Genomic DNA, 23950 nt, shown 5'->3' on the forward strand with positions numbered 1-23950 from the left:
TTGATACCTGATACTCGCTACTTGATACTAAAAAGATGGAAAACAAGGTAAACGAATTTATAGCACTGGTTAAGAAAAACCGTCGAGGCAAGCTCAAAATCTATATGGGCATGAGTGCTGGTGTAGGCAAAACCTATCGGATGCTGCAAGAGGCCCATGCCTTGTTGGCGAGTGGGGTAGATGTACGCATTGGCTACATCGAAACACATTTGAGAAAAGAGACCCATGCCTTGTTGGATGGTTTGCCGATTATTCCACGTAAAAAAATCTTCTATAAAGCCAAAGAGATAGAAGAAATGGATATGCAGGCCATTCTCAATTTGCATCCAGAAGTGGTGATTGTAGATGAACTGGCACATACCAATGCCGAGGGTAGCAAAAATACCAAGCGCTGGCAAGATGTTTATGATATTTTAGAAGCGGGTATCAGTGTGATATCGGCGGTCAACATCCAGCATTTAGAAAGCATAAACGAAGAAATAGAACAAATTACAGGCATACCGGTTACCGAGAGAATTCCTGATAAGATCTTGGAATTGGCCGATGAAATTGTAAATATCGATTTAACGGCAGATGAGTTGCTGACTCGTTTAAAAGAGGGCAAAATTTATCAGGAAAACAAGATTGCACAAGCTTTAAATAACTTTTTTCAGTCTGAGAAAATCCTCCAGCTGCGAGAATTGGCCTTGAAAGAAGTAGCCCATCAGGTAGAAAGAAAGGTAAACAGAGAAGTCCCTAAGCAGGTCAAATTGCGCCAAGAACGTTTTTTGGCCTGCATTTCTTCCAACCCCGATACGGCAAAGGTAGTGATTAGAAAAACCGCCCGACTGGCTTCCTATTACCACTCGCCCTGGCTGGTTTTGTACGTGCAAAGTAATAATGAGCAGGCCGATCGAATCAAATTGGATAAACAGCGATATTTATTGAACAATTTCAAGTTGGCAACCGAATTAGGTGCCGAAGTGATCCGAATAAAAAGTGATGAAATTACAAAAACCATTATCCAGTTGGCAGCAGAACGAGAAGTGACCACTATTTGTATCGGGAAGCCACATTTTAACCTGTTCCAATTGATCTGGCGCACCAGCCTGTTTAACCAATTGTTAAAAGCCATGGCCGAAAAAGATACAGACCTGGTTATTTTGTCTTAAATGAATTTAAATTTAAAGTGATGAAGATAAAAACAAAACTTCGACTTGGATTTGGTTTTTTGTTCCTGATTGTAATCAGCTTCGGAGCCATTTCCCTTTACCATATCAACGAAATTGCATCGCGTTCAAAGATTATTTTGAAAGATAATTATAAATCGCTGGTTTATGTAAACGATATCCGGACCGCACTCGATGCGCAAAACGGAACGATCAATAGCGCCAATGCTTCACAAATCGAAAAGGCTTTGCAGCTGGAAGAAGCGAATGTTACAGAGGCTGGCGAAAAAGCCGCGGTTTCGGCCCTGAGGCTTGCTTTTGATCGGTTAAAGCAACCGAATGTAATCTTTGTGCAACAGCGTGAAGCCATGAGCCAAATCCACTTGCAGCTGCGTAACATCGACGAGCTGAATATGAATGCCATTGTCAGAAAAAATGAAAAGGCACAACAGGCCACCGAAAGAGCTACGCTTTTTTTGGGCATTACCGCCTCGGTTACCTTTATCATTCTTTTCAGTTTCATCGTCAACTTTCCAGGCTTCATTGCCAATCCATTACGCGAACTTTTGGAGGGGATTAGAGAGATCAGTCGCAAAAACTACAAGCAACATCTCAATTTTAAAGGACATGATGAATTTAGCGAACTGGCTTTGGCTTTTAACAAAATGGCTGTAGAACTGAAAAATTGGGATAACAGCAATGTAGCCATCATCAAGTCGGAAAAACAAAGGATAGAAACCATTATAGAGCAAATGCAGGATGCCATTATCGGCTTAAACGAAAAGCAGGAAATCTTGTTCCTTAATAGGGTAGCCGGTCAGTTGGTAAATTTGGATTCGGCTCAGGTGATAGGTAAAAGCGCCGAAGAATTGGCGCAAAAAAATGAGCTGCTCAAAAGGATTTTAGCCGATAAAAATGGCAAGGAACCCTTAAAAATATACGCCGATGAAAAGGAATCCTATTTTATGCTCGAACAAAGGGAAATCACCATTCCTAATTTTGACGAGCCAAACGATACTGCGTTAATCGCCGTTGGCAAATCCGTAGGAAAAGTTTATGTACTTAAAAACATCACCCAGTTTAAAGAGCTTGATGAAGCCAAAACCAATTTCATTGCAACGGTTTCGCATGAGCTGAAAACGCCGCTTTCGTCTATCAAGATGAGTTTAAAACTACTTAATGATGAAAGGGTGGGCACCATGAATGAAGAGCAAAGCGAACTGGTGAAACACATTAAAGAAGACAGCGAACGTTTGTTGAAAATAACCAGCGAGCTCCTCGACCTGGCCCAGGTAGAAACAGGAAACCTGCAACTCAACTTTGTACGCACCAAACCTGCCGATATTGTGAACTTAGCCGTTGATGCGGTAAATTTTCAGGCTACGCAAAAAGAAATTCATTTAGAACTGAATGTGCCCGAAGCATTGCCAGCCGTAAATGCCGATGTACAGAAAACGGCTTGGGTGCTGGTTAACTTCTTGTCGAATGCCTTAAGGTACAGTTCGGCAAAAGCTAAGGTACAGGTACAGGTGAGCGAACAAAATGGCTTTATCGAGTTTTCTGTAAGGGATTTTGGCAAGGGGATAGAAGAAAAATACCAAAAGAAATTGTTCGATCGCTATTACCAGGTGCCAACCGATGGACAAAACAAATCTGGCTCAGGCTTGGGTTTGGCCATTTCCAAAGATTTTATCGAGGCTGAACAAGGCAAAATTTGGGTTGAAAGCGCCATTGGCGAAGGCAGCAGGTTCTGTTTTGCTTTGCCGGTCATCTATTAGCTTTAGGCATCATGCTATCCCCCTTTGGAGAGTTAGGGGGAGAATAATAATAAATAGTTATTGCGAGGAACGAAGTAATCTTTTAAGCACCATGCTATCCCCCTTTGGAGGGGGCAGGGGGAGGAAAATAATAAATCGTCATTGCCTGCCTATAGCAGACAGGCGATGAACGAAGTAATATTTAAGCACTATGCTATCCCCCTTTGGAGGGGGCAGGGGGAGGAAAGGAACGATTTACCTCACCTGAAACTTCTCCCGGTACTGCGACGGGGTCATCCCTACGCTTTTCTTAAACACTTTTCTAAAGGCCTTGGGATCGCTATAGCCCGAATTGAAAATAATCTCCGACATCTGCTGGCCGGTTTTGACCAATAGCTTTTTGGCCGCTTCGATACGGGTTTGCTGCAGGTATTCGATAGGAGTAATGCCTGTAATCTGTTTAAATCGCCTTACTATATTGCGTCGGCTTGATGGAATATCCTTAATCAGCTCTTCAATGGTAGCTGCATCGTGGTAATTGCTTTCTATCTTCTCTTGCGCCGAAGCCACCAAATCGTCATTATGGTCTTTAGAAGGCTGAAAAGTGCTAAAATAAGACTGTTTGTCCCTGTCCATATCTATGGCAAAAACCTTGGCAATCTTCACAGCCATTTCCTTTCCACAGTATTCATGAACCAGGTGCAACAGCAAATGGAACGAAGAAGTAGCGCCGCCACTGGTGTACAATCGGCCATCTTGCGTTACGGTTTTATCGGCCTTTAGTTTTACCGATGGAAATGCCAGCGCAAAGCCATTGCTTGCATCAACGTGCGTAGTGGCAATTTTTCCGTTCAGCAAACCGCTGGCACCCAATAAAAATGCTCCTGTACAGAAAGTGCCTACACAGGCGCCGTCATTATACTGTTTAATGAGATGGGGGATGCATGTGTAATTGGCCTGTAGGGTTTGTGCCATATCATCGGAGGTAAAAGCTGGAATAAGGATAATTTCCATTGTTTCGGCATCCTTTATACTTTGCAAGGTATAGCCAAACGCTTCTTTTTGGGTAGACAAGGTTTCTTCAGATGTTAAAACATGAATCTGAAAAGGCAGGGGCAGACCATCTGTTTCATAAAACTTGTTAACGGTTTCAAAAACCTCCAAGATGGCGGCAATACTCAATAATTTATAGTTTTTGCTTAATAAAACACCGATTTTTCGCATAAAAGGAAGAATTGTTGGAGAACTAAGATAGCTATTTTGTCTCATATACCCCCTAAGGTTGACTTTTTTAGCAATCAATTACCAATAAGGGATACGGTAACTTAGCCTAAACAAAAAATAGATTATGGAAACTCAACCACAAAGTAACCGCATGTTCGCCATTGTTGTATTGTACGACATGCACAGTACCTATTTTAACAGCGTGTTAGATGGTATTTCAGATGCCGATGCTCACGATCGCTTGGCCACTAAAGCCAACCATGTAGCCTGGCTTGCCGGCAGTATGCTCGAAGGCCGTTTTGAATTGGCCAATTGGTTCGGTGTAGAAGCGAAATCGCAAAGCCACGAATTTTTCAAGCACAACAAAGGCATTCAGGATGATGTGCAATATCCATCGCTTGAATCGTATAAAAAAGACTGGGCACACATCTCGCCAATCTTAAGGGAAAAAATGATGCAGGCCAGTGAAGTAGAGCTCGACAAAATCCTTGATTTTCCGGAAATGAACATGAGCTTCCCATTATACGATATGATTACGTTTAATACCTATCGCGAAGCAAATTGCATTGGCCAAATTGCCTTATGGCGCCGCCTGCTTGATTATCCAGCAATGAAATACATGTAAATTTTAAGATCATGACAACTCAAACCACCCTACAAAACGAATTGAGCCAAGCTTTTACCAATTGGACAAAAGCCGTTCAACAATTTGACAACAAACAGTATAATGCCATTCCTTTTGAAGGAAGCTGGACACCAGGACAAATTGTGCAGCACCTTACTTTAGCCAATGGCGGATTTGCCGAAATGCTTTACGGACCAACAAAAGATGCCGAAAGACCTGCGGATCAAAACGTAGCTATGCTTAGGGGCATTATGGAAAACCTTGAAAATAAAATGGACGCACCGGATTTTGTACGACCTGAAATAAAGGATTACGAAAAAGATCCACATTTGGCTAAAACAAAAAACATTGGCGAAACGCTTACAAAAGCAGTGGCCGATTTGGATTTGGACTTGACCTGTACTTCTTTCGAATTGCCCGGCCTTGGCCAGATCACCCGATTAGAAGCCATCCACTTTGTGATCGGACACACCTTAAGGCACACCAATCAATTGCACAAGGCTTATCAGCAATTGGCTAATTAAGCCGATAATCAACAGCCCATTAACTATTAACTATGGACTATTAACCATAGACCATTAGCTATTAACCATTAACCATTGGCCAACTGTCTTAAATCCCCCTTCATATTGACTTGTTTGGCAAGCGTGGGGGATAAAACAACAGCCTAACTTAGCAGTAACAAAAAAACTTAAAAAAGATGGCAACATTAAACACCTACTTGAACTTTAACGGCAATACCGAAGAAGTATTCAATTTTTACAAATCAGTATTTGGTGGCGAATTCTTAGCCCTAATGCGCTTTAAAGATACTCCAGGTTGCGAAGGAATGACAAAAGAAGAGCAGGAAGGCATTATGCATGTAGCGCTTCCAATCGGGAAATCAAGTATTTTAATGGGTACCGACGTGCCAGGCAACATGGAGCAGGTAAAACCAGGAACCAATATGTCTATTTCTATCCAAGCCGATAGCGAAGCAGAAGCCGAGCAACTATTCAATGGCTTAGCCGAAGGAGGCAATGTGCGAATGCCTTTGCAAAAAATGTTCTGGAATGCCTACTATGGAATGCTGACCGATCAATTTGGTGTTCAATGGATGGTAAATTACGATTACAATCAAAAATAAGATCATGGAACCATCATGAGCATATCACTCAAAAACCGTAATGAATAGGCTCATGATAGCTTCATAACCATTAAAAAAACAACTATATAACAATGGAAAATCAAACGAAAAAAACGAGCAAAGCAGTAAAAATTACGTATTGGGTTTCTACGGGATTATTAGCCCTATTTATCCTGCCAGGCATATTTTTTATGAACAGTCCGGAGGCAGTTGAAGGCACCAGACATTTGGGTATCCCAACATGGCTAGCCATGGAAATCGGTATCGGCCACTTTATTGGCGGCTTGATTTTGATCCTCCCCTTCATTGGCAAAAGAATTAAAGAATGGGCTTATGTAGGCTGCGGAATCAAATACCTTTCGGCTTTAATTGGTCACTTGGCTATTGATGGGCCAACAGGAATGTCGTTCAGCCCACTAGTTGTATTTGCGGTATTGCTCTGCTCTTACATCAGTTACCACAAAATGATTAAACAATAGCCTTGCAGATGAGGCAATATTATGGTAGAAGTTTTTAAAACAAACGTAACCAGTAGCGGCGATGCCAAAAACATTGTCGATCAGATACATCAGGATTTTAGCGAGTATCAGGCCAACTTCGATTTAGAAGATTGCGACCTGATTCTTCGCATTAAATGCCAAAATGGAATGGTTTGTCCCAATTCCATTATCAATCTTCTTCAGGCAAACGGTTTCGAAGGCAGTGTGCTTCCCGACGATTTTCAGCCCTTGGCCACACCCTTTACCAGACGCTGATTTGTGGTAGTCTTATTTGGGTTTTCTGCTTTTTTAGCAACTATTTAAAAGAAACCTGAATGTAAAATTCGGATGGGTTAAGGCCTCCAAAGTTTTATTTTCCATTCCTAATCGCTAAATTAGCATAGCTAAAATGCATGTTATGGTTAAGAAACTATCCTTTTTGTTTATACTGACGCTCTGCACACTTACCGTTTTTGCCCAAAAAAACGATGATATTTTAGGCAAATGGGTAAACCCTTCTGGCGAAGGCCAAATAGAAATCTATAAAAAGGGAGAAAAATATTTTGGCAAACTGGCCTGGATCAAAGAACCCAATGATGCAAACGGCAAACCCAAAACAGATGTCAAAAACCCTAATGCCAATCTCAGAACCAAGCCTTTATTAGGTTTGGAAATTTTAAAGGATTTTGTTTTTGAAGATAAAAAATGGACCGATGGTACCATTTACGACCCTAAAACAGGCAAAACCTATAGCTGTAACTTGACCTTCAAAGAAAACGGACAGCTCAATATCAGAGGCTATATCGGCATTTCGCTAATTGGCAGATCTGAAAGCTGGAAAAGAGTAAAATAAGCCCTAAACGCCTCAAAACCCTATCATGTTTAAAAAACTCCTGTACATTTTTTTGCTGTGCCCTGTTGTTGGCTTTGCTCAAAACTACACTTTGAAACAATTGGCAGCTGGCAAAAACACCAGTATGCGCGGCCTTTCCATCGTTACCGATTCGATTGCTTGGGTAAGTGGCAGCAATGGCTATGTGGGCAAAACGCTTGATGGCGGCAAAACATGGGAGTGGACCCAGCCAAAGGGTTATGAGAAACTCGATTTTAGAGACATCGAAGCTTTTGATAAGCTCAAGGCCATTATCGTAAATGCAGGTTCGCCAGCTTATGTGCTTTCTACCATTGATGGTGGCAAAACCTGGCGCCAGGTTTATAAAAACACAGATTCGGCCATATTTTTAGATGGAATGGGTTTTTGGGATGCGCAACAGGGAATCATCTTTGGTGATCCCATCCAAAACAAAATGCAATTGCTCAAAACCGTTGATGGTGGCTTGACATGGCAGGATATTTCGACCAAATTAAAAAAAGAGCTGAAAGTGGGCGAGGCAGGCTTTGCCGCAAGTGGCACGACCATCAGGACTGCTGCCGATGGAAAAGTGTGGATAGCCACAGGTGGCTCAACCTCCAATATCTATTATTCGCCTAACTATGGCCATCGCTGGAAAGTTTACAAATGCCCAATTATACAGGGTGAAAACAGCACTGGGCCATTTTCCATTGCTTTTTTTAACGATAGAAAAGGTATTGCAGTAGGCGGAAACTACCTTAAGGATAAAGAAAATACAAATAATGTGCTCCTCACCAAAAATGGTGGAAAAAGCTGGTCTAAACCAGAAAAGCCGGTGTTGGGCTATCGCTCTGCGGTAGAGTACATAAACGAGCAGCTTTGCTTTGCTACAGGCTCTTCAGGCACTGACGTATCAACTGACGGGGGCAAAACTTGGAGGAATATCTCTACCCAAAACTTTAACGCCTTGCAAAAATCTAAAAAGGGCAGTTTGGTATTGCTAACAGGTAACAAAGGCCAGATTTATCAGTTGATTTATAAATAAAGCCGGCTATCAGTTTACAGTTTACAATTCTCAGTTTACAGCTCTCAGTTTACAGTTCTAGGTTGGTGTTCTTCGCCAATAAGTTTAATATGCTCTTCCTTTAGAAATGGATGACTGCAAGCTAGGTTGGTGTAGCGCAGTGTCCAAGTAGCGATTTAAGGCAATCCAGCTTTTCGCTATATCTTTTTAGCTGAAAAGCTAAAAAAGGATGCCGCTTCAATCTGGGCTATTTTACCAAGGTTAGTGCAAAGAACATGTCCCAATAAACCGTTGTTCCCCTAAACCTGATTGAAACGAAAAGCCCAGAGGCGAGGACTTGAAGTGAAAAGCAGGACTGACAATGAGATGAAATGCCAGCTTTGCTTTTCTATTTAGCCATCAAATACAGCAATTGCTATTTTTTTTGTAAATTCTTGTAAGGAATGCTTTGTCTTGGCTACTAAACGAGTAATGATGGTAGCTCATGGCCTTAGTGCACATTTATTAAATGGAAAAAACGATAGCTAATCCCGCGTTGTGGGTAGAGCAATATGCAGATCAGTTGTATGCCTTTGCTTTAAAAAATGTTTTTGAAGAAGAATTGGCAAAGGATTTAGTGCAAGAGACTTTTTTGGCTGGCCTACAGGCAAGAGCTGGTTTTAAAGGCCAAAGTACAGAATTGACTTGGTTAACGGCTATTCTCAAACATAAAATTGCCGATACTTTTCGCAAGAAAAAACGTCGGCCAGAAGAGTTGAGTGGTGATGAGTTTTTTGATGAGACAGGGCATTGGAAAACCAAGCCATTGGGCATAGGCATTGATGATGGAAATCCATTAGAAAATAAAGAATTAGATCAAATTCTTAAAAAATGCATGGAAAAACTGCCTGCGCTATGGTTAGCTGTTTTTAGCTTAAAATATCTTGAAGACAGCTCTTCTGAACTGATTTGTTCGAACCTGGGTATTACGGCGACAAATTTTTGGGTAATTGTTCACCGAAGCAAGCTTAACCTCAGAGCCTGCCTGCAAAAACATTGGTTATAAGATGGGATTAATGGAAAAAATAGTATCCGATTGTAAAAAAGCTACTCTTTTAATAGAAAAGCAACAATTTACGCCGCTTGTATTTAAAGAACTGGTCATGCTGAAAATACATTTGGCTTCCTGCTCATGGTGCAGGATTTACGAAAAACAAAGTAAAAACATACAATTGTTAATGACAAGTGTCTTTAAGCAATCGGCCATTAGAAGCAAAGAACTGGATCCGAAATTTAAAGACGACCTCAAAATTTTGATTACAAATAAACTAAAAGATGAATAACATGAAAAGAAACTTATTAATCGCATTGATTTTATTAGCTACAACGGCTGTATTTGCCCAAAAACCATTAAAAGTAGGAGAGCAGGCGCCACAGTTTAGCGCAAAAGACAATACCGGTAAATTGGCAGACTTGAAACAAATCTTAAAAAGCCATCAATCTGTAGTGCTGTTTTTTTACCGTGGCCAATGGTGCCCGTTCTGCAATAAGCACATTAAAGATTTACAAGACAGTTTACAATTGCTAACCAGTAAAGGGGCGTATGTGGTTGGTGTTTCGCCAGAAACTGCAGCGGGAGTAGAGAAAACAGTAGCCAAAACAAAAGCATCCTTTAGCATCATCAGCGATCGCAATTACGATATTATGAAAGCCTATCAGGTAAATTATGTAATGGAACCAGGTTTAGCCGATAAGTATAAAAAGGGTGGATTGGATGTAGCAATGGCCAATGGCCAAACAGATTATGTGCTTCCTGTGCCTGCAACTTATATTATTGGCAAAGATGGAAAAATCAAATACGTTCATTTTGATGCCGATTACAAGAAAAGGCCATCTGTAAAAACCTTAATGGCGAATCTGTAATTGTTAAGCGACAAACGGATGGGTGCCTGAAAGATGGGATAGTTTTTTACCGCTTGCCATGCGGGACCAATTCTTTAAAATAGGATTAGCCCGAAATTCCATCCAGCCCAGCTGCGCAGGTTTTTTCCCGCTTTGGGAGGTTTGAGCCAATCGTAGCCCTCAAAAGGCATCCGTTGTTCCGAATAGTAAACGTTAAATGCTGGTCCGGCACTAATGGCCAGCCAAGAATTGAAGCGGTAATTGAGGTTAATATCGGCTCTGTTTAAGAGGTTGGTATATTTCCAATCGCCTTGGTAAATGTATCTGGTGCTCAATTCGGGGCTCAACGAAAACTGTTTGCCCAATTGGATTTCCTTGCCTAAGCCAAAACCAATCGCAATTAATTTTCTATTGGAACTCAAATTTTGTCCATAAAGCAACTGTGTATAAAACTTGGAAGTTCCTGTTTTTAAGGCCACATTCAAATCGATGCTTTCGTTGCTGCTGATGCTCAATTTGTGATAGCCCTTGCGGATGATGTTGAGCAGGCCAACACTATAGCCAGCAGAAGTATCGGCGAAATTAACAAAACCTAACTGTAGCCCCTTTACCTTTCGGGCGCTGTTAATGACTCCAATTTGTACCCCATTCAATTGTTGGTTGTTGCGGTTATAGCCAGATCCAATTTGCAGTCCAGTGAAATTGCCTGCTACACGGTTAAATAAACCCCCAATCTGTAAGCCTTGCATCGATTGTTTATTTTGATTGTAGCCTACAGAAATTTGTATGCCTTTAAAATCGCTATAAACCTGATTAAACAAGCCACCAATCTGCCAGCCGTTAAATTTGCCCAGTACGTGGTTGTAGCCAACCGAAACCTGAAGACCCTTAAAATTTTGAAGCACATCATTATGAAAGCCACTGATTTGTAAACCGGTAAATGAGCCTCCAACTAAATTAAATACGCCACCAAACTGGAAATAACGTGCGTCTTTTTTATCGATATTATAGAAAAAGCCAATTTCTGCTCCGTCAATGCCCGCATTGTAATCGCCAGTTACATTGAGAGAGAATTTGTTGACCACCTGTCCGCTTAGGGAGCCGTGTGTACCCAAGCCTGGCCCCAATGAAATCTGTGCAGGTGCATTGGCAATAAATCCACCAATGTTACGGGTTTGCGTACGTTGTTTTCTGGTAATGAAGGTCCTCCCCAAAAAGGTGTTTTCAACTTTTGGCAAATCTTCGCCGGTATAAGTGCTTTGGCTTTTTTTAGGGTCCTTAAAAATGACTACTTCGGGCAGAAAATAAGAGGAAATATCTTTATAGCCTTCTTTGCTCGTGGTGAGGATAATGGTGGTACGTACATTTTTTAACCTCAGGCTAAATTGACCGTCTTTATCGCTCAAGGTAGATTGAAGCAGGTTTTTTTCGTATACACTGGCACTGGCAACGGGCTTGCCATTTTGTTTATCTACTATTCTTCCCTTAATCAAGTATTGTTCTTGGCTACCGTTCGATTCCTGCACCACCATGTTCATCTCTAAAGGCGCATAGCGGATGATGACAAAATTGGGCGTTTCTCGGTATTCGTATTGGTTTTTGAGCAAGAGGTTGAGACTCTCTTTAACATTAAGGTTGCTCGAATCGAAATCAACCAGGCTATCTAAGGGCAGGATATTGCTATTATAAGAGAATTTGAATTTTCCCTGCTCTTCCAAAAGAGTGAGAACATCTTTGAGTTTTTGTCCTTTAACGCGAATGGAGATAGGTTTGCCCAAGTTTTGCGCATCGACATCATTGTTTCCAAGAAACAAAATGGAGATAAAGAGCGCAAAGCACTTAAGCCATAACTTCATGTTACTTCAATAGAATCTGGTTGCCTTTATGCTCAACGTTAACTTTAAAAGTTTCATGGATTACCGTTAAAATTTCGTTGAGCGAATTATTGCTAAAGGTAGTACTTATTGGCAAATCTTCCAGTTTTGGGTTGCTGATTACAATGTTCGCCTCAAATTTTTCGTTGAGCACCGTTACCAGTTCATGCAAAGGAGTTTGGTCGCATACCAATTCGTTGCTGTAGTAATAATTGTAGAGCTTGCCTTTATTCGTCTCTTTAGTCAATACATTGCTGTTGTCAGCCACATTAACCTTTTCGCCGGGCAAAAGGGTGATGCTTTTTTCATGCCTCTTCACTTTTACAATTCCGGTTTCTACAACTACCAGGGTTTGGCCTTTGCTGCTTTTAACGTTAAACGAAGTACCTACTACTTCTACGGTAACGCCATTGGCTTCAATAATAAAAGGTTTGGCCTTGTTGGCCTCTACCTTGAAAAAGGCTTCGCCATCCAATTTTACGGTTCTGGTTTGTCCGTTAAATTTTGCGGGATAAGAAAAAGACGACTGCTTGTTTAATATCACGGTTGAACCGTCAGGAAGGTTTTGGGTCAATACATTGCCTTGGCTCTGTAAATCGATCGACTTATTTTGATTGAGTAGCGTATAAGCCAGCCACGAAGCTACTACTATAATCAAAACCGCTGCAATGGCTCTTGTGCGGGTGAATAAAGATCGGGTAGGTACCACTAATCTTTCTCTTTCCATACGGGCGTGCAAACGATCTAAGGCTTCATAGTCTTTTTCCTCAGCAGCATTTGCCATTTGGCTTTTTTCAATGATCAGTCTAAAATCATCCAAGTACTTTTGGTGACTGGCATCGGCTGCTAGCCAAAGTTCTACTTCCTTCCGTTCGACCGTAGTGGCCTCGTCCAGCAAGTATTTTACCAGTAAATCATCATCTATAGTAGCATTCGGGGTCATAGGCCTTTAGTTAAATAAATTAATAAAATGGGCAGAAAATCAACCAGTTTTAAGCGCAATGTTTTCAGTGCTTTTCCCATTTGGTTTTCAACGGTTTTAATAGAGAGGTTCAATTGATCGGCTATCTGCTGGTATTTGAGCTGTTCTATTCTGCTCAACTGAAAAATGGTACGGCATTGGCCAGGCAGTTCGTTAATGGCCAGGTGAAGCTGTTTTTCGAGCTCAAGGGCCGCCATTTCTTTTGCCGGATCGCTCGCCACGCTGGCATTTTCCTGTTGGTAATTGCTAAAAGACAGCTTCACGTTTTGGTGCTTTAAATAATTTAAACATTCGTTATGTACGGCTCGGTACAGGAAAGACTTTAATTGCCCGTTGGTATCGAGCTGTGTCCTTTTTTCCCATATCCGGCAAAACACATTTTGTATAATTTCTTCGGCTTCGTCGTTGTCTTTGGTAAAAGTATAGGCATAACGCTGCAACTGCTTAAAATAATTGAGGTAAGCAGTATCAAATGCCGTTTGGCTTCCGGCTTTGATGAGGTCGATTAAATGATTGTCGTTACTTTCCAAATTATAGCTATTCCGATCGAAGATAAGCTTTTAATAAAGTTTTTTAAAGGTTTAATTAGCCGGTTGTCCCACGGTTGCCGTTAATTTTCTTTTAATGATGAATTCTTTGATAAAGCTGGGCAGCAATACATCGAAGGCCACCAAAATCCTGTTGATCTGTCCCGGAATGATCTCTTTCTTTCCCCTGAGCAGTCCATCAATGGCGGTTTTGGCCACTTGCTCAGGTTCTAAAATGGTAGCCTTGGAAATTCCTTTTAGCGAATGGTTCAATACCAATAACTCTGGCTTGGTGTTTATCCCCCCTGGACTTAACAGGCTTACCCTAACCATCGTATTGGCCTGTTCCAGTTGCAGGCAACGGGTAAAATAACTGATAAACGATTTGGTAGCCCCATAAACCAATTTTCTCGGTACCATAAAGCGGCCACCCAAACTGCCTACATTTAAGATATACGAAGGTTGTTGCTTATCGATCTGATCTAAAAAAAGGCGCGTAAGTAACACCGTACTGGTAATGTTCAAGTCGATCTGTTTTTTGTAGAAATCGATCTGTTTTTCTTCAAACCACGACCAGTTGCCCAAGCCTGCATTGTTGATGAGCAAATCGGCCGTGATTCTTTCTTTTCGCAGAGAGTTGAATATAATTTCACAGTTTTCGGTTTGGGTAAGGTCGAGTTCAAATTCGGTAACCTGAATATTGAAATTGATGCGGATAAAATTAGCCAGTTCAGGCAAGCCCGATTTAGGTAATGAAACCAAAACAAGATTGATATCCCTATGGGCGAGCTCAAAGGCGAAAGATTTGCCTAACCCTTCGCTGGCTCCAGTAACTATAGCGGTTAATGATTTCATGATGCGTGTTTTTGTAAGTAATGAACGGTTCTTGTTAAGGCTTCGGCAAAAGGGGTAATGTGGTAATCGAATTGATTGATGGCTTTATTGCTGCTGTATTTCTGGTCGTAGCGTAGTCTATCGGCAAATTCGGGCAAGAACACAGGTGTTAAACCGGTTAAAGCAGTTTTCAGCCTTTCGATATGGCTATAAAATTTGATGATTTTTTGGGGCACCCTAAACATTTTTTGGTGATGTCCGGAAATTGCGCCCAAAATGGCAAAAAACTGGTTAAAACTAATGTCTTCGCCTCCCAAAATATAGCGCTGACCGGTTTCGCCGTTTTGCATGGCGGCCATATGGCCATCTACTACATCATCTAAAAAAGCATAATTGGCTACATTGTCGCCGTTACCGGGAATGATACGCCATTTGCCCTTTAAATAGCCACGGACCATTTTGCTTACCGTATTGCTATCCGTAACTGGGCCTTCGCCAAATACCCGCGATGGATTAACCGTAACCACATCCAATCCGTTCTTTACGAAATTATTGACCTCAAGCTCGGCTAAATATTTGGTGCGTTCATAGTCGATGGGAAAACCCATGATCCGCGGATCGCTTTCTACCATGGGATGGCGCAAGGTGGGCCCCCATACCCCACAGGTTGAGGTATAAACCACTCTTTTTACACCTTGATTAAGGGCAGTTTGCATTACGTTTTTGGTGCCGATCACATTCACGGTGTAAAAATCTTCTTTGTTTTTGCACCACATTTTGGCCATTGCGGCCGTATGGTACACCTGTTCGCATCCAGTCATAGCTACTTCCAAGCTTTTGATATCGAGAATATCTCCTTCAAAGAAGCTGATGTTTTTGTGTTGAAGCAGATAGGGATGAGCGGTATTTCTACACAAGGCATGAACCTTAAAGCCTTTTTCTGCTAAATCAAAGCATAATTTTCGGCCAATAAAACCAGAAGCACCACTTACAAATATTTTCGTTTCCATTTTTTAAATTTTGAATGATTGAGTTTTGAATGATTGAATGGATTGAGGTCGTTTATTTATTCTATCATTCAATCCTTTATTCATTCTGTCATCTCTTTTTAAACCAGTTCCATAGTGATAGTGTACAAGGAATGATGAACTTCTACTGTTTTGCAAACACCATTTTTGAAGTAATAGGTGTTGTAATTGCCATCGGGAAGATCTATTCTGTAGTTATTTGCACCGATTTTTTTAATGGCCAGCATCTTTTGGAAATTATCTGAATACACCTGCGAAATATTGGTGGGCTCTTGACAATAAAGCAACATCATGTTATAATTGATATTCGAATTGAGCAAAGTGCTCTTGTTGCCTGCCAAAAGCTGATATTGTTGTTGAAATAGCTTGGTTTGGCGGTTTTCTTTTTCCTTGCCATTTACTTTGCGGTAAACGCTAGAGTATTGGAGCTGCCCATTCTTAAAAAGCGATTCGTCTGTGGTTTGTACATTGATTTCGAAAATGAAACGGGTTTTGACATTCGAACTCATCTTTAAAAATGTTTCGGCACCATTATTTTTCTGTTGCAGCTGCATTTGCCCGATTACGGTGCCGTTGCGCTTGATCTGATAGGTTGTCATCTTTTCTTCGGCCTTTGCAAATAAGCCAGTGCCGATCAATAACAAAAGGATGGTTTTCTTTTTGGTAAGCCTTAACAGATTGCCATTGCTGAGCTGGAGATAAAATTGGTTAAATGCTGGTCGTGCATATTTTTTGAACAACCAAAATAAAAGTGCTGGTATCATGATCTAATGTTTTGCTGTGTGTTAATACTGTTTTTATAGTAATACAACCCAAATTGATTTTACCCCTATGTCTTTTGAAAAAAATATTTCAAGTGTCAAATGGCTGATTAGCTGATTAGTTCATTGGTCCATTAGAAATTGTAAACTGAAAACCGAAAACTGCTAACTTGACACTGGCTTTTGTCATTCCGAGGCACGAGGAATCTATTAGGAACAAGTCTTATTTACGGATGCTTCGCTATGCTCTGCATGACAAATCGGTCGATTAAATCCTTTTCCAGATTAGCCCATTGGGAATTGCAGGCTGCCAACTGCAAACTGAAAACTGCAAACTTCAAGCCTTCCGATATTATCAACCATTTGTCATAAATCAGCTACTTTTTTGATAGGGATTATGCAGGTTAAAATAGATGTCTACATTTGTTTAACAAAAATGTTAAACAAATTGTAAATGGGGCAGAGAGATACGGGAACAGAACAGCATATTAAAGATACCGCCAAGCGGATTTTTTTTTCTGAGGGAAAGTTACATGCTACTACACAGGATATTGCAGATGCGGCCGGCGTTAACCGGACACTATTAAACTACTATTTTAGAACAAGGGATATCTTATTCGAACAGGTAGCTACCGAGGCACGTTTGGAAATGTCGAAAGAGATGGATGGCGTATTTGCTTCGCAATTGGAGTTTAAGGACAAGCTCGAAAAACTGATCAACGTATTTATGGATCAGGCCATGCAGTATCCCTACCGCGAGATGTATATTATTACAGACCTGAACCGTAACGATCGGCAGGTTCCTGAAGAGAAGAAGACCAGGGTATCGGCCTTTTTAAAAGAGATAAGTGCAGAAATGGACAAAGGCAAGATCAAACGGATGGATCCTCGCCATTTTTGCATGAATTTGTTCGCCTTAATGGCTTACCCTTTAATTAATAAAAGCTTAAACAAATCACTTTATAGCATCAATGATGCAGCATACCTTGAACTAATGAAAGAGCGTAAAAAGCTCATTTTCGAAATGGTTTATCAATAAAAATCAACATGAAACACAAAAGCAAACCCCATATTAATATGAAAACAACAATTCGATTATCGCTTATTTTATTTCTAGGATCCGTACTTGCTTCATGCGGTGGTAAAGACGATAAGGCGGCAAAAGCAGCGGCAGCAGCCAGTCAGCCACAGCCTTATCCGGTTTTTGCCGTGAGCACCCAGGCTACTACCCTAGATCAAGATTACCCGGCTACCATAGAAGGTATCCAGGATATAGACATCAGGCCAAAAGTTGACGGATTTATTGAAAAGATCTATGTTGACGAAGGTGCTGTAGTGAAGAAGGGGCAATTGCTTTTCACCATCAATGCGCCGCAATACGAGCAACAGGTGAGAACGGCTACAGCTGCCATCAGCAATGCCGAAGCTAACGTAAGTGCCGCACAGCTACAGGTAAACAAAACCAAACCTTTGGTTGATAAGGATATCATCAGCAAATACGAACTTGAATCGGCCCAGCTGACTTTACAAAGCAGAAAAGCTGCATTAGCACAAGCAAAGGCCGATTTGGTAAATGCGAGAACCAATTTAGGCTATACTTCAATTACCAGTCCGGTTGACGGCGTGGTAGGCAGTATTCCTTACAAAACGGGTACTTTGGTAAGCAGTACAAGTGCACAGCCACTAACTACAGTTTCAAATACGTCGAGGGTTTATGCTTACTTCTCGCTTAACGAAAAGCAGTTATTGGATTTTTCTAATACCTACAAAGGCAAAACCTTGGCCGAGCAAATGAAGAACATTCCGGCTGTAAGCCTGGTATTGGCCGATGGCAGCATTTATGCACAGAATGGTAAAATAGAATCTATTAACGGACAAATCAACACGAGTACAGGTTCTGCCAGTTTAAGGGCAACTTTCCCTAATCCGGTGGCTTTGCTTAAAAGCGGTGCCAGTGCATCGGTACGCATTCCGCAACACCTGCAAAACGTAATCCTGATCCCTCAAAAATCGACTACCGATTTGCAAGGAAAGAAATTTGTATATGTTTTGGGCGATTCGGCTAAAGTGGTAAGTACCGAGATCCAAGTGATGGAATTGGCAAAAGGCAATTTCTACGTGGTTACCAAAGGCTTAAAAGCAGGCGACAAAGTAGTATTGGAAGGTTTCCAATCGCTCAAAGATGGCATGGCCATTAAGCCAGAAGAACAAAAAGCCGACTCGGTATTAGCCGATATTAAAAAATAGGATTCATTTAAATACTGGTTTCGTCCAGAAGAATTAGAATTTATGTTTAAAAAATTTATAGAGAGACCGGTATTATCAACGGTTATATCCATCATCATCGTCATACTGGGTATTTTGGGTTTGGTTACCCTGCCAATTTCCCAATATCCAGAAATTGCACCTCCAACCGTTCAGGTTTCGGCTTCGTACCAAGGTGCAAATGCCGATGTGGTAATGAGCAGTGTGGTTGTTCCACTTGAAGAACAAATAAACGGGGTAGAGAACATGACCTACATGACCTCTACTGCGAGTAACGATGGTACAGCCACCATTACCGTAAACTTTAAACTGGGAACAAATCCAGATTTGGCGGCAGTAAACGTACAGAATAGGGTGGCAAGGGCTACGAGCCTATTGCCTGCAGAGGTAACGCGTTCTGGTGTAATTACTGCAAAAAGACAAGCAAGTAACCTCCTTATTTTTGCCATTTACAGTGATGATCCATCGTATGATCAAAAGTTTTTGCAAAATTATGCGAACATCAATATTATTCCCGAAATCAAAAGGATTAATGGAGTAGGTGATGCCACTGCATTTGGTACCTTAGATTATACCATGCGTATTTGGCTTAAGCCTGATGTAATGGCGAGTTATGGTTTGGTGCCAAATGATATCAGTGTGGCACTAGCAGATCAGAATATCGAAGCTGCCCCAGGCCAGTTTGGTGAACAGGGAAAACAATCGTTCCAATATACTTTAAAATATACCGGTCGTTTAAAAAATGAAACCGAGTTTAGCAATATCATTATCAGAACGGCTGCCAATGGTCAGGTGCTTCGTTTAAAAGATATCGCAAGAATAGAACTTGGTGCCCAAAGTTATGCCAGTTATGTGAAATTTAATGGCAAACCAGCCTTGGGTATCGCCATTAGTCAAACAGCAGGCTCAAACGCTAAAGAAGTAATTGAAAATTCAATTAAAACATTAGATAAAGCCTCCCTGACTTTTCCAAAAGGAGTTCATTATGAAACAGTTGTGAATGTAAACAACTTCTTGGATGCTTCCATAGAAAAGGTACTCCATACTTTGGTAGAGGCTTTTATTTTGGTGTTCCTTGTAGTGTTTATCTTCTTACAGGATTTCCGTTCTACCTTAATTCCGGCAATTAGTGTGCCGGTAGCTATTATTGGTACCTTTTTCTTCTTGAGTTTATTTGGCTTTACCATCAACTTGCTAACCCTTTTCGCTTTGGTATTGGCCATCGGTATTGTGGTAGATGATGCCATTGTGGTGGTAGAGGCCGTCCATGCCAAGTTAGACCATGGTTATAAATCGGCCAAACAAGCTACAATAGATGCCATGGACGATATCAGCGGTGCGATTATATCAATTACCTTGGTAATGGCAGCGGTATTCGTTCCAGTGAGTTTTATCCAAGGTTCATCCGGTGTATTCTACAAGCAATTTGGTTTAACGCTAGCGATTTCAATTATTTTATCGGCCATTAATGCCTTAACCTTAAGTCCTGCTTTGTGCGCAATATTCTTAAAGCCACATAAAGAGGAACACGAAAAATCGAAAAATTTTATACAGCGCTTTTACGCTGCATTTAATACCTCATTCGATTTAATGACAAACCGATACAAAAAATCGGTTGGGTTTTTGGCCAGAAAAAAATGGATTGCAGGTTTAGGCATCGTCATATTTGCTGGAATATTAATCTGGACAATGAACACCACGCCAAAAGGCTTTGTGCCGAGCGAGGATTTGGGAACTGTTTTTTCTGATATTTCCTTGCCACCTTCAACCTCACAGGAAGAAACCGATAAAATTATTGTACAGATCAATGATGCCGTAAGTAAAATACCTGAAGTAGAAGCAACATTTAGGGTTGTTGGCCGAAGCTTAATTAGCGGTTCTGGTAGTTCTTACGGGATGGTTATTGCCAGGCTTGCCCCTTGGGATAAGCGTAAGCGAGATGTTCAGGCCATCATTGGCGAACTATTTGCCAAAACAGCCGGCATAAAAGGAGCAAAGGTTATTTTCTTTGCGCCACCAACCATCCAAGGTTTTGGTACCGGTGGAGGATTTGAGTTTCAGCTGCAAGATAAAACAGGTGGCGACATCAATAAATTCAATACCATAGGAAACGGATTTTTGGCAGCATTAAATAAACGCCCTGAAATCCAGTACGCAGCTACTTCATTTAACCCTAATTTCCCTCAATACCAAATTGATGTAAATGTGGCGAAAGTGAAACAGGCAGGTTTAAATGTGAGCGATGTCTTAAATGTGTTGCAAGGTTATTATGGTGGGGTTTATGCATCCAACTTTAATAAATTTGGTAAACAGTTTAGGGTAATGTACCAGGCCGATGCACAGTATCGTGCAAACCAGCAGAGCTTAACCAGTATTTATGTGCGTACTTCTAACGGTACAATGGCGCCAGTTAGCGAGTTTATCAACTTGGAGAAAGTTTATGGTCCACAGGCCATTTCTAGGTTCAACTTATATACCTCTATGGCGATTACAGGTAACCCAAAACCTGGCTTTAGCTCGGGTGATGCCTTGAAGGCAGTACAAGAAGAAGCGGCGATACACTTGCCAGCGGGTTATGGCTATGAGTTCTCGGGTCTTTCCCGCGAAGAAATGAGCAGTGGCAGCCAAACTATTTTTATCTTTTTGCTTTGTGTGATCTTTGTTTACTTCCTGCTTTCGGCACAATATGAAAGTTATATCTTGCCTTTGGCTGTATTGATTTCCTTGCCGATTGGTTTGGCGGGAGTATTTATCTTCGATAAGATTTTAGGTGTAGACAATAACATCTATACCCAAATTACCCTCATCATGTTGGTAGGTCTATTGGCCAAAAACGCCATCTTGATTGTAGAATATGCAGTAGATAGGCGCCGTAAAGGCATGAGTATCGTCAATGCGGCCATTGATGGGGCAACAGCGCGTTTGCGTCCGATTTTGATGACTTCCTTTGCCTTTATCTTGGGTTTATTGCCATTGATGGTTTCTACAGGTGTAGGTGCTGCGGGTAACAAATCTATTGGTACAGGTGCAGTAGGCGGGATGTTGATCGGTACCCTTTTCGGTGTTTTCGTGATCCCGGCATTGTTTATCGTTTTCCAAACCCTGCAAGAGAAAGTAAGTAGTAAATCGCCTTTTGCCGAAGGCTATGATGCGGAACAAGCAGCCCTGGAGTTTCCAGAAGTTGATACCCGTGAACATTAATAGAATATTGAATTAGAAAATTATTGAATGAGAGAATGGCTTGGTTAGCGAAAAGGTAGGGGATAAGGTTTGACCATTCTTTCATTCAAAATTCAATCATTCAAAATTAAAAATACAAACAGATGAACATTAGAAATAAATATTCGTTATTAACCATAGGTATCATTGTATTGAGCCTGAATGCCTGTGTGACTAAAAAGTACACGCGTCCGGAGGTGATCAGCGATAACCTGTACCGCAACCAATCAGGTACAGATACCACCACCATAGCCAATCTGCCATGGAAAACCTTGTTTGCCGATACAGAACTGCAGGCATTGATTGAGCAGGGCTTAAAAGAAAACCTTGATTTAAAACAGGCTATCGAGCGTATCAAAGTGGCCGAAGCTACCTTGTTGCAAAACAGAATGGCCTTATTGCCAAGTTTGCAGGGCGATGTTTCGGTAACCGATGCCAGACAGTCGAGGGCTGCATTGAACTTTCCTCCGGGCATTAACATCGATTTGGAAACCCAAACCTATCGTGCACAATTGAGCACCAGCTGGGAAGCCGATATCTGGGGCAAATTGAGCAGTGCCAAACGTTCGGCCTATGCCGCTTTATTGCAAAGCGATGCGGCTAAACGTGCCGTACAGACCCAATTGATTGCCAATATTGCCAATGCTTATTACAATTTATTGGCTTTAGACCAGCAATTGGCCATTACCGAGCAAACGGTTAAGGTGAGAGAGAAGAGCGTAAACACCATGAAAGATTTAAAAGAAGGTGCAATCGTTAACGGGGCTGCGGTAGTGCAAAGCGAAGCCAATTTATATGCGGCTCAAGTAACTATTCCCGATTTGAAAAGAAGCATTAGAGAGGCCGAAAATGCATTGAGCACCTTATTGGGAAAAGCACCAGGCGAGATTACGCGTACCAACTTGGATAAGCAAGTGCCTTATAGCGATTTGCAAACCGGTATTTCTGCCCAATTGTTGCAAAACCGTCCAGATGTACAGGCTGCAGAGTTTGGCTTGCGCTCGGCTTTCGAAAACACCAATGTAGCTAAAACCTATTTTTACCCGGCTTTAACCTTAACAGCTTCTGGAGGTTTATCGAGTTTACAATTGAAAGATTTCTTTAGCCATTCTATTTTCTATAACCTGGTTGGCGGCTTAACACAGCCAATTTTTGCCAAAGGCCAAAACAAAGCCCGTTTAAAAACGGCACAGGCACAGCAACAGATTGCATTCTTTGGTTTTCAGCAGAGTTTGTTAACTGCCGGACAAGAAGTTTCGAATGCCTTGTATGCTTATCAAACGGCAACAGAAAAAGAAGGTACCCGTGCTAAGCAAATCGCTTCTTTAACCAAAGCAGTTGATTTTACACAGGAATTGTTGCGTTACAGTTCAACAACCAATTATACTGATGTACTAACTTCTGAGCAAAGCTTATTGGCTGCGCAGTTAAGCAGTGTGAATGATAAGTTGCAAAAACTACAAGCCGTAGTGAATCTGTATAAAGCCTTAGGTGGCGGCTGGAAACAGTAAATAAATGCGTTATGTTGGGCTTGATCCAGTACTCATTCGAAACAAACCCTGACGCATAATAGATAAACAAAAAAGGCCTGCATCAGCAGGTCTTTTTTTGTTATAAACGCTGTTAGGCCAAATTTTGTCATTCCGAGTGTAATGAGGAATCTATCTCGAGAATAGATCCTTCCCTGCGGTCTGGATGACAACATCCTTCTTGATTCATGCCGGACAGCTTTGAAAAAATCCTAAACACCCTTGACTATGGACTTAAGACTATGGACTATAAACTATCAACCATGTACCATCGACCATCAACCATAGCCCCTCAACTAGACTAAAAATCCTTTACACGTTCGCCCAAGATGTAAATTTTCTTACCCGTAAAAGAAACGGCCAATTCTACTACATCCCACGAATCTACCACACCTGATTCCCAGCCTTTGCCCTTGTTCTTTTCCTTGATTTGATACCACAGGCGATACTTCGCTCCGGCAGGACCTTCTACTTTTTTGGCTTTGCCCTGCGCATCAGATTCAATGCCCCAAACCATTTTGGTGGGCTGTGCCTCGTGAAGCTGAAAAAGGCCGGTTCCATCTGCATTAAGCTGTACTATGGGTTCGCCGGTGCTGCTATTGTATTTGTAAGTGCCTACAATTGGGTAGCCGATTTCCTTGGTTAGGTAATAGGTTTCGTTCTTGATGGTTACTTTAGTCGCATTTTGTGCAAAAGCACTGCCTACAATCAGACATAGGGCTAAAAGCAATAGAGATTTCATTTTCATAATCGGTTAATTGTTGTTTAGGCAATAATCCGCAAAAGAGATTAACGAATAAATACCTAGTTTTAA

At 41.3% G+C, this 23950-nt stretch carries 24 protein-coding genes; 16 read left to right on the forward strand and 8 right to left on the reverse strand.

The genetic code is table 11. The annotated features are described in order from the left end of the window. Positions 1 to 35: 35 nt before the first annotated feature. Positions 36 to 1151 carry a sensor protein KdpD gene (locus AC570H_RS03415; protein WP_497351724.1) on the forward strand — a complete coding sequence of 372 codons (1116 nt, stop codon included), beginning with the start codon at positions 36 to 38 and terminating at the stop codon, positions 1149 to 1151. A gap of 20 nt (positions 1152 to 1171) precedes the next feature. After that, positions 1172 to 2926 carry a HAMP domain-containing sensor histidine kinase gene (locus AC570H_RS03420; protein WP_497351726.1) on the forward strand — a complete coding sequence of 585 codons (1755 nt, stop codon included), beginning with the start codon at positions 1172 to 1174 and terminating at the stop codon, positions 2924 to 2926. A gap of 234 nt (positions 2927 to 3160) precedes the next feature. Here AC570H_RS03420 and AC570H_RS03425 read toward each other — a convergent pair whose 3' ends face one another. Continuing rightward, on the reverse strand, positions 3161 to 4129 hold the full coding sequence (locus tag AC570H_RS03425; RefSeq protein WP_497351728.1) for a GlxA family transcriptional regulator: 969 nt from the start codon (positions 4127 to 4129) through the stop codon (positions 3161 to 3163). A gap of 124 nt (positions 4130 to 4253) precedes the next feature. Here AC570H_RS03425 and AC570H_RS03430 point away from each other — a divergent pair, with 124 nt between their 5' ends. The 10 genes from AC570H_RS03430 (at position 4254) to AC570H_RS03475 (ending at position 10138) form a co-directional block, all read left to right on the forward strand. Beyond that, positions 4254 to 4754: a DinB family protein gene (locus AC570H_RS03430; protein WP_497351730.1), complete on the forward strand. Its 501-nt coding sequence runs from the start codon at positions 4254 to 4256 to the stop codon at positions 4752 to 4754. Between the two features lie 11 nt (positions 4755 to 4765). Next, complete coding sequence (locus tag AC570H_RS03435; protein ID WP_497351732.1) at positions 4766 to 5278, forward strand: DinB family protein; 513 nt, start codon at positions 4766 to 4768, stop codon at positions 5276 to 5278. Positions 5279 to 5454: 176 nt separating this feature from the next. Next, entirely contained in the window at positions 5455 to 5880 is a 426-nt protein-coding gene (locus AC570H_RS03440; protein WP_497351733.1) for a VOC family protein, read from the forward strand. 92 nt (positions 5881 to 5972) lie between these two features. Continuing rightward, positions 5973 to 6359 (forward strand): DoxX family protein, encoded by a 387-nt coding sequence (locus AC570H_RS03445; RefSeq protein ID WP_497351735.1) that lies wholly within the window; start codon positions 5973 to 5975, stop codon positions 6357 to 6359. A gap of 21 nt (positions 6360 to 6380) precedes the next feature. Then, complete coding sequence (locus AC570H_RS03450) at positions 6381 to 6635, forward strand: hypothetical protein (protein ID WP_497351737.1); 255 nt, start codon at positions 6381 to 6383, stop codon at positions 6633 to 6635. Between the two features lie 142 nt (positions 6636 to 6777). Beyond that, positions 6778 to 7212 carry a DUF2147 domain-containing protein gene (locus tag AC570H_RS03455; RefSeq protein ID WP_497351739.1) on the forward strand — a complete coding sequence of 145 codons (435 nt, stop codon included), beginning with the start codon at positions 6778 to 6780 and terminating at the stop codon, positions 7210 to 7212. Between the two features lie 25 nt (positions 7213 to 7237). Next, positions 7238 to 8257 (forward strand): WD40/YVTN/BNR-like repeat-containing protein, encoded by a 1020-nt coding sequence (locus tag AC570H_RS03460; RefSeq protein WP_497351741.1) that lies wholly within the window; start codon positions 7238 to 7240, stop codon positions 8255 to 8257. 487 nt (positions 8258 to 8744) lie between these two features. Next, positions 8745 to 9281, forward strand: coding sequence for a sigma-70 family RNA polymerase sigma factor (locus AC570H_RS03465; protein ID WP_497351743.1), 537 nt, complete (start codon positions 8745 to 8747; stop codon positions 9279 to 9281). Between the two features lie 10 nt (positions 9282 to 9291). Then, positions 9292 to 9558, forward strand: coding sequence for a hypothetical protein (locus tag AC570H_RS03470; protein WP_497351745.1), 267 nt, complete (start codon positions 9292 to 9294; stop codon positions 9556 to 9558). 1 nt (position 9559) lies between these two features. Further along, positions 9560 to 10138, forward strand: coding sequence for a peroxiredoxin family protein (locus AC570H_RS03475; RefSeq protein WP_497351747.1), 579 nt, complete (start codon positions 9560 to 9562; stop codon positions 10136 to 10138). A 74-nt stretch (positions 10139 to 10212) separates the two neighbouring features. Here AC570H_RS03475 and AC570H_RS03480 read toward each other — a convergent pair whose 3' ends face one another. From AC570H_RS03480 to AC570H_RS03505, 6 genes are all read right to left on the reverse strand, one after another. Then, positions 10213 to 11973: an LA_2272 family surface repeat-containing protein gene (locus tag AC570H_RS03480; RefSeq protein WP_497351749.1), complete on the reverse strand. Its 1761-nt coding sequence runs from the start codon at positions 11971 to 11973 to the stop codon at positions 10213 to 10215. Between the two features lies 1 nt (position 11974). Continuing rightward, positions 11975 to 12934 carry a FecR domain-containing protein gene (locus tag AC570H_RS03485; protein ID WP_497351751.1) on the reverse strand — a complete coding sequence of 320 codons (960 nt, stop codon included), beginning with the start codon at positions 12932 to 12934 and terminating at the stop codon, positions 11975 to 11977. Then, a complete protein-coding gene (locus AC570H_RS03490; protein WP_497351753.1) occupies positions 12931 to 13503 on the reverse strand; it encodes an RNA polymerase sigma-70 factor in 573 nt (190 codons plus the stop codon). Before AC570H_RS03490 ends, AC570H_RS03485 begins: the two co-directional genes overlap by 4 nt. A 51-nt stretch (positions 13504 to 13554) precedes the next feature. Then, entirely contained in the window at positions 13555 to 14355 is an 801-nt protein-coding gene (locus tag AC570H_RS03495; RefSeq protein ID WP_497351755.1) for an SDR family NAD(P)-dependent oxidoreductase, read from the reverse strand. Then, positions 14352 to 15344, reverse strand: a complete 993-nt coding sequence (locus tag AC570H_RS03500; protein ID WP_497351757.1) for an NAD-dependent epimerase/dehydratase family protein — start codon at positions 15342 to 15344, stop codon at positions 14352 to 14354. The genes AC570H_RS03495 and AC570H_RS03500 overlap by 4 nt, the downstream gene beginning before the upstream one ends. 98 nt (positions 15345 to 15442) lie before the next feature. Then, complete coding sequence (locus AC570H_RS03505; protein WP_497351759.1) at positions 15443 to 16126, reverse strand: DUF6134 family protein; 684 nt, start codon at positions 16124 to 16126, stop codon at positions 15443 to 15445. A gap of 451 nt (positions 16127 to 16577) precedes the next feature. Between AC570H_RS03505 and AC570H_RS03510 the strand changes: the two genes are divergently transcribed. From AC570H_RS03510 to AC570H_RS03525, 4 genes are all read left to right on the forward strand, one after another. Further along, the gene (locus AC570H_RS03510; RefSeq protein ID WP_497351761.1) at positions 16578 to 17162 is read left to right on the forward strand and encodes a TetR/AcrR family transcriptional regulator; all 585 of its coding nucleotides are present in this window, start codon (positions 16578 to 16580) and stop codon (positions 17160 to 17162) included. Positions 17163 to 17200: 38 nt separating this feature from the next. Beyond that, on the forward strand, positions 17201 to 18370 hold the full coding sequence (locus AC570H_RS03515; RefSeq protein WP_497351763.1) for an efflux RND transporter periplasmic adaptor subunit: 1170 nt from the start codon (positions 17201 to 17203) through the stop codon (positions 18368 to 18370). Positions 18371 to 18412: 42 nt separating this feature from the next. Continuing rightward, positions 18413 to 21589, forward strand: coding sequence for an efflux RND transporter permease subunit (locus tag AC570H_RS03520; RefSeq protein ID WP_497351765.1), 3177 nt, complete (start codon positions 18413 to 18415; stop codon positions 21587 to 21589). A gap of 122 nt (positions 21590 to 21711) precedes the next feature. Next, entirely contained in the window at positions 21712 to 23118 is a 1407-nt protein-coding gene (locus tag AC570H_RS03525; RefSeq protein ID WP_497351767.1) for an efflux transporter outer membrane subunit, read from the forward strand. Between the two features lie 319 nt (positions 23119 to 23437). Here AC570H_RS03525 and AC570H_RS03530 read toward each other — a convergent pair whose 3' ends face one another. Next, complete coding sequence (locus AC570H_RS03530) at positions 23438 to 23878, reverse strand: hypothetical protein (RefSeq protein ID WP_497351769.1); 441 nt, start codon at positions 23876 to 23878, stop codon at positions 23438 to 23440. Positions 23879 to 23950 lie beyond the last annotated feature (72 nt).

The sequence above is a fragment of the Pedobacter sp. B4419 genome (genome assembly GCF_059693725.1).

What these genes read in the sequence shown, in the direction of transcription:
- AC570H_RS03415 (WP_497351724.1), top strand. Translation starts at nt 36, where the DNA reads ATGGAAAACAAGGTAAACGAATTTATAGCACTGGTTAAGAAAAACCGT.
- AC570H_RS03420 (WP_497351726.1), top strand. Translation starts at nt 1,172, where the DNA reads ATGAAGATAAAAACAAAACTTCGACTTGGATTTGGTTTTTTGTTCCTG.
- AC570H_RS03425 (WP_497351728.1), bottom strand. Translation starts at nt 4,129, where the DNA reads ATGCGAAAAATCGGTGTTTTATTAAGCAAAAACTATAAATTATTGAGT.
- AC570H_RS03430 (WP_497351730.1), top strand. Translation starts at nt 4,254, where the DNA reads ATGGAAACTCAACCACAAAGTAACCGCATGTTCGCCATTGTTGTATTG.
- AC570H_RS03435 (WP_497351732.1), top strand. Translation starts at nt 4,766, where the DNA reads ATGACAACTCAAACCACCCTACAAAACGAATTGAGCCAAGCTTTTACC.
- AC570H_RS03440 (WP_497351733.1), top strand. Translation starts at nt 5,455, where the DNA reads ATGGCAACATTAAACACCTACTTGAACTTTAACGGCAATACCGAAGAA.
- AC570H_RS03445 (WP_497351735.1), top strand. Translation starts at nt 5,973, where the DNA reads ATGGAAAATCAAACGAAAAAAACGAGCAAAGCAGTAAAAATTACGTAT.
- AC570H_RS03450 (WP_497351737.1), top strand. Translation starts at nt 6,381, where the DNA reads ATGGTAGAAGTTTTTAAAACAAACGTAACCAGTAGCGGCGATGCCAAA.
- AC570H_RS03455 (WP_497351739.1), top strand. Translation starts at nt 6,778, where the DNA reads ATGGTTAAGAAACTATCCTTTTTGTTTATACTGACGCTCTGCACACTT.
- AC570H_RS03460 (WP_497351741.1), top strand. Translation starts at nt 7,238, where the DNA reads ATGTTTAAAAAACTCCTGTACATTTTTTTGCTGTGCCCTGTTGTTGGC.
- AC570H_RS03465 (WP_497351743.1), top strand. Translation starts at nt 8,745, where the DNA reads ATGGAAAAAACGATAGCTAATCCCGCGTTGTGGGTAGAGCAATATGCA.
- AC570H_RS03470 (WP_497351745.1), top strand. Translation starts at nt 9,292, where the DNA reads ATGGAAAAAATAGTATCCGATTGTAAAAAAGCTACTCTTTTAATAGAA.
- AC570H_RS03475 (WP_497351747.1), top strand. Translation starts at nt 9,560, where the DNA reads ATGAAAAGAAACTTATTAATCGCATTGATTTTATTAGCTACAACGGCT.
- AC570H_RS03480 (WP_497351749.1), bottom strand. Translation starts at nt 11,973, where the DNA reads ATGAAGTTATGGCTTAAGTGCTTTGCGCTCTTTATCTCCATTTTGTTT.
- AC570H_RS03485 (WP_497351751.1), bottom strand. Translation starts at nt 12,934, where the DNA reads ATGACCCCGAATGCTACTATAGATGATGATTTACTGGTAAAATACTTG.
- AC570H_RS03495 (WP_497351755.1), bottom strand. Translation starts at nt 14,355, where the DNA reads ATGAAATCATTAACCGCTATAGTTACTGGAGCCAGCGAAGGGTTAGGC.
- AC570H_RS03500 (WP_497351757.1), bottom strand. Translation starts at nt 15,344, where the DNA reads ATGGAAACGAAAATATTTGTAAGTGGTGCTTCTGGTTTTATTGGCCGA.
- AC570H_RS03505 (WP_497351759.1), bottom strand. Translation starts at nt 16,126, where the DNA reads ATGATACCAGCACTTTTATTTTGGTTGTTCAAAAAATATGCACGACCA.
- AC570H_RS03510 (WP_497351761.1), top strand. Translation starts at nt 16,578, where the DNA reads ATGGGGCAGAGAGATACGGGAACAGAACAGCATATTAAAGATACCGCC.
- AC570H_RS03515 (WP_497351763.1), top strand. Translation starts at nt 17,201, where the DNA reads ATGAAAACAACAATTCGATTATCGCTTATTTTATTTCTAGGATCCGTA.
- AC570H_RS03520 (WP_497351765.1), top strand. Translation starts at nt 18,413, where the DNA reads ATGTTTAAAAAATTTATAGAGAGACCGGTATTATCAACGGTTATATCC.
- AC570H_RS03525 (WP_497351767.1), top strand. Translation starts at nt 21,712, where the DNA reads ATGAACATTAGAAATAAATATTCGTTATTAACCATAGGTATCATTGTA.
- AC570H_RS03530 (WP_497351769.1), bottom strand. Translation starts at nt 23,878, where the DNA reads ATGAAATCTCTATTGCTTTTAGCCCTATGTCTGATTGTAGGCAGTGCT.